The 14506-nt window shown below is 42.0% G+C and carries 8 protein-coding genes; all 8 read right to left on the bottom strand.

Annotation, left to right across the window (positions count from 1 at the left end; genetic code table 11):
* Positions 1-178 precede the first annotated feature (178 nt).
* Positions 179-865 carry a hypothetical protein gene (locus DES39_RS07595; RefSeq protein ID WP_121145176.1) on the bottom strand — a complete coding sequence of 229 codons (687 nt, stop codon included), beginning with the start codon at positions 863-865 and terminating at the stop codon, positions 179-181.
* 15 nt (positions 866-880) lie between these two features.
* Positions 881-5101, bottom strand: a complete 4221-nt coding sequence (locus tag DES39_RS07590) for a toxin VasX (RefSeq protein ID WP_121145175.1) — start codon at positions 5099-5101, stop codon at positions 881-883.
* A 32-nt stretch (positions 5102-5133) separates the two neighbouring features.
* The gene (locus DES39_RS07585; protein ID WP_121145174.1) at positions 5134-6045 is read right to left on the bottom strand and encodes a hypothetical protein; all 912 of its coding nucleotides are present in this window, start codon (positions 6043-6045) and stop codon (positions 5134-5136) included.
* Positions 6045-8402, bottom strand: a complete 2358-nt coding sequence (locus DES39_RS07580) for a type VI secretion system Vgr family protein (protein WP_121145173.1) — start codon at positions 8400-8402, stop codon at positions 6045-6047. Before DES39_RS07580 ends, DES39_RS07585 begins: the two co-directional genes overlap by 1 nt.
* Positions 8403-8490: 88 nt before the next feature.
* Positions 8491-11235 (bottom strand): type VI secretion system ATPase TssH, encoded by a 2745-nt coding sequence (gene tssH, locus DES39_RS07575; protein ID WP_121145172.1) that lies wholly within the window; start codon positions 11233-11235, stop codon positions 8491-8493.
* A 282-nt stretch (positions 11236-11517) separates the two neighbouring features.
* Entirely contained in the window at positions 11518-12006 is a 489-nt protein-coding gene (locus DES39_RS07570; RefSeq protein WP_121145171.1) for an Hcp family type VI secretion system effector, read from the bottom strand.
* 43 nt (positions 12007-12049) lie between these two features.
* Positions 12050-13822 carry an OmpA family protein gene (locus tag DES39_RS07565; protein WP_121145170.1) on the bottom strand — a complete coding sequence of 591 codons (1773 nt, stop codon included), beginning with the start codon at positions 13820-13822 and terminating at the stop codon, positions 12050-12052.
* A gap of 15 nt (positions 13823-13837) precedes the next feature.
* Positions 13838-14503, bottom strand: coding sequence for a DotU/TssL family secretion system protein (locus DES39_RS07560; protein WP_121145169.1), 666 nt, complete (start codon positions 14501-14503; stop codon positions 13838-13840).
* Positions 14504-14506 lie beyond the last annotated feature (3 nt).

The raw sequence follows: 14506 nt of genomic DNA, 5'->3' as shown, positions 1-14506 counted from the left end.
AATTTGACACTGCCCAAATAATAACAAAAATCGCCCTTAGCTTGGGTATTGGCCCGCGCGTTATCATACCCTTGCTGAATAATATTTTTTAGCTCACCTTTATCGTAACACCCCACCAACAGGCCGGTTAGCAGGCCAAAAGTGAATAATTTTGTTAACGTTAGCGTCTTCATATTGTTTATGGTTGAATCAGAAAATAAGACAGTGAGTTTTGATATAAATTGCCGTCTTTACCTTTATAAAAGGTCTTGGTATCCGGATAAATGACCCCTTCTTGCATAACTCTAAACTGGGAATACAAGGCATCGAGTTTCTCCTGTGAATGGGTTACCCAGGCTGGAATATCGAGCACATGATAATTATAGCTGACATAGACTTTAGTCTGTTTGGCATTAGCATTACCTGTACCCCCTCCCACTTCTTTTTCTTCCACGTTAGTCACCTTATCAAGCTGGATGAGACCATAACAAAAAGCATTGTTATAGATAGGATCGCCATAATTAGGATCTATAAACATGTGCTGATATTCGCGGCCTAATTCGGTCAGATCATAATGGTATATGCCGGGCTGACCGGCAACCGGCTCGCGAGTCAGTAAGCCAATATCGGCAAACAGCGGTAAGCTTCTCGAAAGTTTACCTTTATTCCAAATCGTCCATTGAATATCATCCGCCACTACCGGCTCGTCGGTATAAGGGAATTTGACACTGCCCAAATAATAACAGAAATCGCCCTTAGCTTGGGTATTGGCCCGCGCGTTATCATACCCTTGCTGAATAATATTTTTCAGCTCGCCTTTATCATAACAACCCCATAATGAGATCGCTAGTGCACTAATAATCAATATCTTAGTTAATTTTACCATTTGACTTTACCTCAATTATTGTAATCCGGTCCACGCATTATAACTATGTTTATACGTATAAAATAAGAATAACGGTTTATTATCAACCGTCTTCTTATCTTTGGTGACTGATCGTTTACCTTGTGGCCAGTATTTCAGTTGCAAGTAAACCTCCATATCGCCATCTGCATGGTACTCCCCTACTTTATAGAATACTTGAAAATAGCCCAGTTTTTCATCCGTTTGGGGATTAATCGCATCAGCATACGATTCCACTTTACCGACTTTACTAGGGACCAGATCCACCTCTCGTTCTACAGGTTTGAACGGTTCGCCACGTTTTATGAGCAGATCGGTGGGCTGCTCCTCAGCCAGTTTAAGCTCTGGATAAGACTCTCCTTTGGTGATACCTAGGGTCACTAATTCGCTACTTTTACCGTGAAATAATCTGACTGCGCCTTCATATTCACTGATTTTTTGTCGATAATTTGGTAATGCTAGCGAAATATATAGCTCGCGGCTCAGGCTCTCCAACGACCTTTTGGCCACGCGAGCATTATTGTAAGGGTTAGAGTATGCCCTCATTGATTCCGCATAATAAATATGATCTTTTTCTAGCTGAATCACCGCATTTAGTTTCATCCTTGCCACTAAATAATCATTCACGGCAATCGCCATACCATCATACGTTGGCGGATACGGCTGGCCTTGATGTTGATACTGCCACTGACCAAATAAGCAGCGGTTAAACCAAGTTTGCATTTTATCCCAGTCTTCTGACTCATCTTTAAACACATACAACACAATACTGGCCGCTACCCCTAAAATTAATGACAACACAAACAGCGCTAAACCGATGGGGCCGGCAAAAAATAATAATCCCACCGATTGGATTAGCGATGCGACCCCCGCTAGCATTTGCAGTGATCCGGCAATAATATAGATATCTCTTACCTTACCGACTTTTTTCATGCCTTTTTGAATAATAAAAAAGCCTTCCGCAATGGTGATTAAGCTAGTCACCACGCCTAAAAATGCCGTCGCCGCCGCGGTGGTTTTAAATACGCCATTAGTGAGACTGTTTATCGTGACATTAGTTTGTATCGAGGTTCTTAGTGCATTGGGTATGCTCACACCGGCAAAACCAAGCGCTTCATTGACTAAATTGGTATAACCGGCCATCACTTTATAAAAACCAAACGTCACATCACGTTTAATTTCAGTTCGAAGGGTTTCACCAAGCTGCGCATCGGCTAGTTTTTCTAGATTGTCACTATAGGCCATTTGCGTTGCCACCGCATTAAGACCAGCTACCAATAATTTGGCTGCTGCAAACTTGATTTCTCTTGCTGTACCGCGCTCATCATTCAATTTCGCATCCGTTATTGACTGAGAAAACGTGCTACCGTGATCGGCTTTGAGTTTATTAAAGGTCGCAATTTTAAGATCTTTAAAACGACGATCTAAGATCGCAAATCGAATCGCTGCGTCAAGTTCATTCTCTGCTGGCGGCAGGGTAAAATAGGTTTTCAGTAACTGGGCAAATGCTGTGCCGGTTGTCCTTACCGCATCATCGTTTGCAATTTCAGCCAGCTTCAAGAGTAAATCAAAGGCATCGGTATTCACCTGCACAAAATCCCAGTCAGTAGTAGAGCCGGCATCGGCAGAAGGGACGGTATAATTAATTTGCGCTAAGTTATCACTATCGTCATGGTTTGCAGCAAAATACCGCATCGCATAATGTAACTCTGTTGCCGGGATCGCTTGTAATTGAAAATAAAAGAGAATATCCCCCCGAATCACCAACGCACTTTGGGCAAAAATATACATAAACTGCCGCTTGTTAGCTTTTTCGTCATTATTGGTCTTTTGTTCATAGGGCCGATTGGCAATCCCCGATGACGCACGAGCAACCAGCATTGAATATAATTCAAGCATTAAGCGCCCTTTTTCCCAAAAGTAGCTACCATCTAACTTACCGGCATACTCTTTTGTTTCAAACTTTTGTAATATCTGCTCAGTTTGTTGATTTAAGCGCGCTTGCGCATCTTCTTGCCGTTTAATACTCTCATTCCAGAGTTCTACAGCAGACTTGCCTTTATTATTAGCAAGTGCTTGCTGAATATTGGTATGCTGACTTAATTCGCTCGTTAAGTTCTCCAATCGAAGATTTAACACTAATTGCCACAAACTCTCTTGCTGGCCATCTAATAAACGGTAATAAATACTATCATGGTTGTTTAATAGCATCTCCCACACAGCGGTTTGCTCTGGCGATCGGATATCACCTAAGCAAGTGAAATCGATGAGTTTAAGGAAATCACTTAAATAGCCAACATGATTATTTGATGCATTCGTATCACATTCAATTAGCCAAAAATAGCAATCATTATAAACCGTGATCTTTTTTGGAGCGTACTTTGAACATTCACGATAGCCAAATAACCAAGTTAAGTAATGGAAAAAATCTTGTGAGTGCAGGTTTATCGAATCCGTTAAGGCAGCATATTGTTGCTGTTCTTGGCTTATAAATTCACTTTCTCGGTGAGATGCTAATAAACTGTCGTATTTGGCTCGCTCTTTCGCGATTTTTTTCTCCGCTTGGGCAAATGCGGTGCCATTTTGACGAAATGCTCTCACACCATAGTAGTAATTTAAGTTAAACCAACCTTTATTCATCTCTGCTAAATGCGTTTTTTTATCTGCCTCACTGATGCCAACTTCCTCATAGCCTCGGCTTAAGTAGTGATCAGACATAATAAAATCACCACTCACATCAGGCCCAGTAAATTGATAATCGTAATAGACAATATCTTGCGCATTGGCCATTTCCGTTGATTCAATTTGATTACGGTATTCATTAATCAGTGAGAAGGTTTTTCTTAAATGAAGCCGCTTTTCATTAAAATAGCCGTAAGAGATCCCCGACTCGATCACCGAATTATATTGTTTATAATAACTCTCTGACAAAAAATAATCACCATCAGCCTCATCCACCATATGGCCACTTCCATGATGAGTGGTGGATTTATAGCGAATCCCCTCCCCCTCATACATAATTCCGGCTTCGCTCTCATGGTTCTTTTTATACTCCGCAATCATCTCGTCAAACTGGGTATCCAGTCGCGAGGTTGAAGAGAGGACTTTATCGTAATTTGCTGCCAGTTTTTTACTATAACGCGTTTCGGCCTCAACCACCATTTGGGTAACTGGCTCAACCTTTAATTGTCTTTGTAAACTGAGCTCTTCAGCAACGCCAAACGGATCCTCGATGACGACGACCGGCACTTGATATTTTTTGGATTTTTCAAATTTTTCAATTTGAGCATCAATAACATGGGTTGTCTGTGCATATGAACACGTCTCTTTTACTTTAACAATGTCGCGTAACGAGTTAAATTGATGTGCCGTAATCAATCCTTTTGTATTACGCTGTTTTTTTTCAGCATTATGATAATGAATGGTGTTAGGATCGGCAGCCAGTTCTAATAATAGGTTGTTCGCTTTTAACTCACTAAATGCAAAACTACGCGATCCACTTTGCGTCAGTTGTTTAGCATCCAAAAAGGCAGCTGCATTCAATGTTATTTTCGTAAAGCGTTTAAGTGCTGATGTTAACGTCATTGTTTGCTGTGTTCGAGAAGGTAACTCAATACTTACTGTTTCATTATTAATTAATTTCAGGTAGTTATCTATTGTGCCTTGTGACCAGGCACGACGAGTATAGGCGATATAGGCCTCGCCTTGGTGAACCGACGTATCGATCGTGATAAAGGAACCGGGAATATGGTGATTGTCATCATTAGTGCATTTAGTCGGAATTTCTTTAACATTACGCTCTTTAAGATCGGAGATCTTTTTATGGCGGAACACACCTGATGGCGTCACTTCATAACCTAAAAATTCCCAGCCTATTTTTTTGCCTTTCACCAAGGTTGAATTATAAACTAAAATATAAACGTAACCGGTTCTTAAGGTTCGATAAACGTAACGGTGGGTTGATAATGCAACATTGGGTTCTCTGTTATCGCTCGCTAAACTGACGATATTATCTGAATTTCCTATAAACGCATAATCTTTACTAATGGGCGCTTTTCTTGCTAAAAATATTGGGAAGCCTTTGCGTGCACAGACACCACATCCACCACTAGCCAACGCTGAGCCTTTCTTCTCGGACTCTTCGTAAATAATTTTATCTTCTAACTCTGCTAATTTTTGTTGTTGTTTTTGTGCTTCAGTTAATTGATTCTTATCCATTTTCCAATCCTAATCATTTTAGTTATCATTAATTAGCCAAGATACTGCTCGTTGATTGATAGAAATTGTGCCCTATCAATTGCCTGAAATCGCACAGATAAGCTTCCCTCGTCAATTTTGGCTTCATCAACGGCTTGTTTTAACTGTGAATTAGCGAGTAATTGGCCATAGCGAAGCGTCATCAATGCAAAAATAAACTGATCATTTTTCTGTGTTAAGCCACACAGATAAGCCTGTTGATAAGCTCTGGCAATCTCGATTAAGTTGATACTATTAACGTCTTTTCCCGTCTCACTGTAAATTCTTGCTTGAGAATGATACAGTTCGAATATGATTTTGAGTTGTTGTTGATAAAATTTGGCATCTTGCGACAAAAAGCAGTTAATACTGTCAGGTTTATAATCTAACTGATTAATTGTATTAAGCGTTTGGGTAATGGTTGGATAACTGTAATGTTTAAAACAGCTTAGCATATCAGCCAAAAACTCAGGACAAATTAAATTACTTTGCTGTAATAATTGCATGCGAAAAGGTTCATAAAATGGCACAAAACCAGCGCCATAATACTTAGTCAGAAAAAGGCCAATACTCACCATCTGCTGAGCAATCATTTCGGGAGGATGTTCACTCACCATCCAAGCACAAACATAGCGTTTAGTTTGTAATATTTCACTTTGCGCTTCAACTACACTAAAATGCAGTAGGCGCTTTGCCAATTGCTCATTCGGTTTACCTATAGTGATAAGCTTCGGACAGGAGCTTAAGTCATAAGCCAAATCCGTACGCTCAACAGTGGTAATTGCCTCATCGCCCAGCAGATCATGGATGTTATTTAGCGAGATAAAATCCATTTCACTCACCGTGGTTAATGCATCAAGCAGTAAATAGCGGTAATATTTTTTATTCTCTTCGCTATCTAAGATTGCCAATAGTTGCTGCTCCATTATGCTTCTTCCGCACATGTTGCACCGGCAGGCAACGCCGGCATTGGCGCACGATAACTTGCCGGCCCAACCACGCCAAAACTAGCCGCTAATGCTTCAACATCACCCGGTGCCATGAGTTTAATGCTGCCGCCTTCAAGAATAATCGCAACGCCATCACAGGCTAACGTGAGTTTTTTGCTCGCGCTAATAATCACTTCACTATCGGTGCTGGTGATTTTCATCTCTTGTTTTGCAGTTAATAGCATTTGGTCATTTTGTGCCTGAATATCGACATTACCTTTGGAGGCAAAAATTTTGATGCCCATTTTATTAGCAAATAGACTGATCATGTTGCCGGCGGTGACCATAAAGCGTTTAAATGCGCTAATATCAACTGTACTTTGCGCGGTCTGGATAATGTTTTCGCCCGCCGTTTGCTGAATGGAGCTTGGCGTTACATCAGCGATGCCCGACGGCGCATAATTTAAAATTGCCGGCTGCTGCAAATCTTTTAAGCTTTGTTGTAATAGCTGTTTTTGACTCTGTAAATCCGCTAGTTCCGCCTTGGCTGCCTGAGCAAGTTCATTGAGCTGTTTGACCATATTCGCCGCTTGTTCTAGCTCTTTAACCGCGCTATCCATTTGCAGCTGTAGATCACCCGCCTTGGCTTGCTCTTCGGTTGTTACGTATAGCCCTTTGCCGGCGCGAATCGCTCCCCACTCATCGGTGCGCAGTTCAAACCCTTCACCGCGTTTCTCTTTTTCGCTGCTAACAAGGTGACCCAAATTGAGCTGAGTTTTGCCGTATTCGGTGGCTAGTTTGATGTGTTCTTGACTGCGTTTGTCATCCATGCGCAGCTTATTGTTCGCGGGCGTGCGAATCACATTGCGGTGTTTATTGGCGGTGGCGACATGATCGGGGTGCGTACTATCATGCATGGCGTGAGCAATATACGGCCGGTCTGGATTGCCATCAGTAAAGGCGATAGCGACTTCAGTGCCATCGATTAGTGGGAAGTGAAAACCATACGTATCACCGGCATAAGGTTTAGCCAGCCGTACCCATAGGCTCTCTTCACCGCTGCGCCATGTTTTTAAATCAAATTTAAATTTAACACGGTAACGCCCGAGTGTATCAATATAGCCATAAGTATCGTTATCAGGGCTAGTAATTCTGGCCGGTAACGTACCGCTCACTTGTGGCCACGGCAACGCCGCTGGGCGATACGGTTTTAACACATCATAAGGAATCGCAGTAAAACTAGTTTGGTAAGATTCCGTGCGATCACCATAGCTCTGCGTCGATATAATGATGACCCCTTCGTTAATGCCATTAATGGGGCTGCCATCAATAATGATGCGTTGCCCTGGCGTTAATTGGTAATCATTGCATTGGCCGCTAATAATAATCCGATTACTGATATAGTGTTCATGACGAATTTTAGCGTACCAGTTACCACTCTCGATTTTGCTATCGTTCCCCTTGTTCTGATAATGCTCACCGTAACGATAATCAGTTCCCCGCGTGGTGGTATCTTTGGCCTGACTGTTGACCAGGGAATACATATCACTTTCCGCTGCCCGGTAGTTGTAGTCATCAACCATCACCTGCCTTGGCATCGTCTTACTGCTAAATTGGATATTCCACACACTGTGGCGCTGGCTATCAACCATCCCGCTCGGCGCTTTAAAGACAATGCTGCCGGCGTTTTGTAAACCTTGTTCATAATCACTGATCACTAATACATCGCAGCTGTGATCGGCATGGCTTTCAAAGCGGAACCAAATCCCAACATCAGCCATTAAACGCTGAATAAATGCCAGATCGGTCTCTTGCCATTGGGTAATAAACTCTCTGGCTGGATAGCTATCCTTTAGCTCTAAACGGTAATCAACCCCGGTAAAACCATGACGACGCAAGACCTCCTCAACGACGCTAACCACACTCTGGTTCTGGTAAATGGCACTGTAATGATCATTAGCAAATAACGCTAATCTTGGTTGCAGTACCACACGGTAACGCGCTTCATCTTTATTCACTGATAGTAGACTAAATTCGGTCACCACACCATAAAGCGTTCTGGCGCTTGCTGGCTGCTCAAGTGAACTAATTTGTGCCACTTGTTCCACAATGCCCGGTGCCAAAAACGTTAATGACGCGCTTTGGCTCAATACTGAGCCAACACGAATTTGTTTGTCACGGCAAGTAAATGTGACATCATAGCGCCAGGGCTGATTTAACAGTTCACTACCTTGTATCGATACCACCGATAACGACGCAGCAAGCTGATTAATGCTTAATGTATAACGGTTATGGCTTTGCCCAACTAATGCGTCTGCGACGGTATTGATTGCATGACTTAATGGTTTTGCCATGATGTTCTCCTATCTCGAGTATGGCCTGCTTCGTTGGCAAGCCATATTTTTATATTTCAGCAATATTGCAATTGATCATGGTGGCGAATTAATCGGTTTTTTTGCTTGGCCGAGTTTTAGCCGCTTTTGCTTTAGCTTTCGGTTTTTTAACGCGACTTTCCCACTCTAACACGATGCCTTCATTGTCAATAAAATCAAGGCATAACATACGCTGTGACTTATCATTATCGCGTTTTTGTAATAGTAAGTTAGAAACAACCGGTAAAATTTGCTGATTCAAAATACTGTCAATATTACGCGCGCCAGTATCCGGTAATAAACAAGCTCCCACGAGCTGTTCATACAGCGCTTCACCGACATTAAAGGTAATTTGATAATGCTGCTGTAACCGTTTAGCCACTTTGTTAAATTTGATTTCAACAATTTTGCGCATGGCATCGCGCGCAAGCGGCGTGAATATTACGGTTTGAAAGCGAGCTAATAATGCTGGCTGGAAGTGCTCACGAATAATCGGCCTTAACAGTTCTTGCTGCGTGGCGACCGGTGCGTCAGGCATTTCATCAAATAGTGCCATTAATTGATCACTGCCCAGATTGGAAGTCATTAAAATCAAGGTGTTACGGAAGTCAATTTCACGCCCTTCCCCATCGCGCATAAAGCCACGATCAAATACTTGATAAAATAAATTGAGGACATCACGGTGCGCTTTTTCAACTTCATCAAGCAGCACCACGCTATAAGGCCGTTTTCTGACCGCTTCAGTCAATACCCCACCTTGACCATAACCGACATACCCTGGCGGTGAGCCTTTTAATTGTGACACGGTGTGCGCTTCTTGATACTCTGACATATTGATGGTGACTAATGATTGCTCACCACCAAATAAGGTATCGGCTAAGGCTAATGCGCACTCGGTTTTACCAACGCCAGAGGGGCCAACGAGTAAAAATACACCCATTGGCGCATCTTCTGCTGTTAAGCCGGTTTTCGCTGCGCGAATCCGTCTTGCTAGTTCCGAAAGCGCAACATCTTGACCAACAACCCGCGTGCGCAAATCATCTTCTAAACGCAGCAAATGGCTCTGTTCATCTTTCATTAGGCTATCGAGCGGTACGCCGGTCCAGTCCGCAATAACAGTTGCCACCGTGCGGCTATCAACATCGAGTGATAATAGCGGCGTATGACCTTGTAGGTCGGCTAATTTTTGCTGCGCCTCTTGAATTTGTTTGGCCACTTTTTTGTCTTTGTCGCAAGCCTGAGTGCGTAATTCAATTAACTGGCTAATCAGTGTTTTTTCAGCATCAAATTGTTGTTGCAAACATTGCAATTGCTCCGTTAACTGGGCACTCTGCTGAGTAATTTCATCAACGCGCTGTTGTAAATCCGTTTCACCTAATGCTTGATCGGCAATGAGTGCTGCTTGCTCTAACTGTAATGCAGCGATTTTTGCTTGCAGTTTAGTCACGGATTCTGGAATCGTGTCTAGGCTCATGCGTACACGCGCCGAAGCCGTATCGAGCAAATCAACCGCTTTATCCGGTAGCTGCCGCCCAGTAATGTAACGGCGCGAGAGCATAACAGCAGTTTTTACCGCTTCATCTAAAATATGTACGCCATGATGCTTGGCGTAACGCGACTTCAAGCCACGTAGCATTAAACTCGCATTATCATCATTCGGTTCATCAACTTTAACGATTTGGAAACGACGTTCTAACGCCGCATCTTTTTCAAAATATTGTTTATACTCAGACCAAGTGGTCGCTGCGATCGTGCGCAATTCACCCCGCGCCAGTGCCGGTTTTAATAAGTTAGCCGCGTCCGCGCCACCCGCCGCATTGCCCGCACCAATAATGGTGTGCGCTTCATCGATAAACAGTAAAATTGGCGTTGGGGACTGCTGCACCGCATCGATCACATTTTTTAAACGCTGTTCAAATTCACCTTTCACACCCGCGCCAGCTTGTAATAAACCCAGATCCAGCGTCATAATGGCCACATCTTTAAGGCTACTTGGCACATTACCGTCAATGATTCTTAGTGCTAGTCCTTCCACCAGTGCCGTTTTACCAACGCCCGGCTCACCGACTAAAATCGGATTATTCTTACGGCGACGGGATAAAATATCCACCATTTGGCGAATCTCACTATCACGCCCAAATACCGGATCAATTTTGCCCGATCTGGCCTTTTCGGTCACATCTTCACAAAAACGGCCAAGCGCTGCTTGATGATGTTTTTGACGCTCGACTTTTACATTATCATTACCTGTAGTTGCCGCATCAGCTTTAATATCGTTACTTGCAATCGCCTGCTCAGCGTCATCGCGGCTAGCACTGTGATCAGCATAAGCTTGTGCGACTGGATTTTCATCTGAGATTTCATCAAGTCTTGGTCTTAAACGTTTTAACGAGATAACAGGTAGGGTCAGCAGTGGCCACGCATCTTGCGCTTTTAAGGTATGAGGTGACTCTTGTAATGCTTCAAGAATATGCACAGAACGAATGCTATCTTGTTGATCTTCAAGTGATGCTTTAAGCCAAGCAGCTTGTAGTAGATTAATTAATGACGAAGATAAACTGGGCTTTTGATTCACCGTATGTGGTAATGAATCAAGGTAACTGAGTAATCCTTGCCAAATTTCATCCATATTGAGTTGGTAATGACGCGCTATAACGGTCATATCGCCGTTACCTTGCTCGAGTAATTTGAGCAACCAATGTTCAGGAGTGATTTCGATGTGAGCACGCGTCTGACATAACCCGGCGGCGGCTTCTAATGCTTTAGCACAATACGGATTTAATCGCCGCAATAAAGTAGATGGATCGGTTATCATAACTGGTTTCCTTTTGCCTTATCTATCAATGATTATTGGCAGCATAATATTGTTATTGTAATGGACGATCTGCTGCAATAATGCGTTATTGTTTATCGTGTTGCTTGATATCGTTTAATATCACTCAATCAACACTGTTCATATTGTTTAAACCTATATACTTACTATAAGCACATGGGCTTATGTCGTCACGATATTAAATATATATGTCTAAACACGATGAAACTATTCTGCCCAAAACAATCGGGCAGAATAGAGTAACGTGAACAATATTTACAATGATTAGCTACGACCTTCGACCCAGCTATCAGAATGAATAATGTTACCGTCTTTGAACGTCCAGGTAATTTTTTCGTAACGAAGTTCAATACGCTCTAAGTGATTGTATTGCTCTTTAGTCGGATCTTTAATATTGTGCATTTCAGGTTTAACAGAGACGATTTTAACGCCTTCCATTAATGTGTTGAAATATTCAACTTCCTGACCTGCGTTATCAATTTGATACCATTTGATTTCAACTGATTTTAGGTTTTGCCCTGTTGTTACCGCTTTGTAAAGGTATGGTGATGAAGAGTCCACTTCTTTCACAAATTGTAGTGCTTTGTGTACGCGAGTACCGGTTAATTTACCAGTATTACCATCTGTTGGGATGTAAACTTGGTGATCAAATTCAACCACTTCAACACTACCTTCACGGCCTTCAACAGTCACTGAACCTTTGATTTCAGAACCGCCGTCATCTTTTAAAAACATATATGCTGGAACTGCCATTGTCTTAACTCCTTATTGTTTTGACTAGTTACTTAATTACTTGTTAGTTTTCATTTACCAACTTACATGTTGATATCTGAGGAACTAAACTGATTTCGACCCGTCGATTTTGAGCACGATCCTCTGGAGTATCATTACTCGCCAACGGTTTTTTTGCGCCATACCCTTGTATCGCAAAACAGTTTTCAGGAATATCACTGGTTTGAATAATCCAGTCCCTGACTGCCGCCGCCCTATCTAAGGAAAGCAGCTGATTTTTGTTCGCATCACCCGTCGCATCGGTGTGCCCGGCGACTAAGATCAAAAAGCCGACATCATTATTCGCTTTAATTTGTGTTTTGATCTCCATCAGTGCATTGATTAACACTTTAGTCGAGTCAGGTTTTAAAGTCGATTTACCACTTTCAAATAATGATAAACTGTCTAAACGAATCACATCAGGCTCTTTAATAACGATCTCTTTCTTTGTAATATAAATTTTTTCTGGTGGCGGTATCTCAACCGGCGGTGGCTCAGGCACATATCGGCTAATCGCCTGATTAAGTGGTTCTAACATACGCTGACCATGATACAGACCAAGTCCCAATTTAACGGGTTCACCTTGTTTAAAATAATCATTAAGTAATGTTCGGTCAGCTTTTAATACAGCTAATGCTTCACGTTTTTCAGCATAACTGTCCATCGCAATCAAATCATAGGTACTAATGTCGTTATGAATTTGCTGGATTAATTTAATATTATTCCAATAAGCGGCACCAAGAGCAGCCATCAGAAAAAAGGCCGAGATCATGATCATATTGCAAACCGCCTTTCTAATCGGTGAGTATGGATAAGCAATTGGCATAAATTTCACCAATCGATCTGGCGGCGTGATATTTTGATCAAGCTTGACGTTATTGGGCAGATATAAGGTACTAATCTCGGCAAACCAGCGCGCGATCAAGTTATCTGCTATGTGTTTATCATTGACTGGATAAATTGCGGTACCCGTTGGGATACATTTATAGATAGGCTGCTTGGGATCACAAAGGATAGCCAACACATGAGTATTAATCCATTTTTGATACTCAACAAGCATCGCGCGCAGGGCTATGCGCTGCTGACGTTCAAGTGAGCTGATGGCTTTGTCATTAACCCAATTGTCGATAGGTGAGCGGTACTCATCAAGTAACGACAAACGATCATCGACCATTTGATACCAATAAACCGGTAAAGCTGCATTATCATGATAATGTAAGTTATTAAGACCAATATGCGCCGAAACATAAACCGGTAAACGATATTTTGCCACACGGCAAGTATCTACCCATGCTTGCCTAAAAGCTTGTAATTTGGCAGTAAATAGACCTTGTTTATCTTCTTCTTCAGGTGTGATGGCCAAAAATAAACCAATGCGGCCAAGCATATCAGGCCAACGTGCCACTAATGAATCAAACACGATAGGTAGCTCAGAGTATTCATCAACGTAGATCCAAACCGCTTCAGATGAGACAATAATATTTTGCTCAGCAATGGTTAAATCTTCAGGAAAGAACGCTTTTGCATTATTACCAGTGACTAAAAATATCGGTAATCGATAACGTTGCCTTGCCGGTAAAAGGGCTAATTTTTCGGCTAAAAAGGCAATATTATTGGTCGATGCATTCAGTAATTTTCGATACTGCAATTGGCGATAAAATAGCGCTGCGGCAATGACTAGCACAATTACTGATCCAAGTAATTTCCAACCTATTGCAATAGGTAAAAAGATCCACAGTAGAATAAACGCTAAAACAGCCGCATAGATAATCTGTATTCGCCAAGGATAATCATTCATTGTTATTCCTTAGCCTTATTGAATTAAGGGCGTTAATAGTTGATTGAGCTGATGATCTAAGAAGAAATAGAGCACGATGGCTAAGCCAACCGAGCAAACAGTGCTCAGCATCAATAGCGATTTTCGTCCTAAATACCGATAGGTTTGTGTCTGCTCAATAATGGGATGCGATAGATCTGATTCACCCACGCTTAATGACTCTCGTAACGCAAGGATCAGATGTTCCCTTTCCATCTGTGGTTGGCCTAAATAACACCCCTGAAATCCCATCCCCAAGACCCGATCAAAGCAGTTTAATACTAAGGTTTCTTTTTTATCTGCACGTAAGCGAATACGAATTTTGTCAAATAGATCATAACCAGCATTATGGGTATTAAAAAACACAACTTGTAACGGTGCGCCAAGCCACTCGTCGTAATCGCGTGGTGTGTTACTATCTTTACTACATAGTAACACCACTTCATCTAATAATGCGCACTGTGCATAACTAATATCATCAATGATATCTTGATTGTATTGAGCTTGTTGTAAGCGATCTCGAAGTGCGGTAATTTGCTTTTTACATTGCTTATACAGTTTACTCACTGAACCAATATCGGCTCCCTCTTTTAACTGTACAACAGTCAAAATTGAATCTCTTAATAATTCATCAGCAGTGATATTTTTTGGGTCTATATTCATACT

Source organism: Orbus hercynius (assembly GCF_003634275.1).
Lineage (GTDB): Bacteria > Pseudomonadota > Gammaproteobacteria > Enterobacterales > Orbaceae > Orbus > Orbus hercynius.
This window is presented reverse-complemented; position numbering and strand designations above follow the sequence as displayed.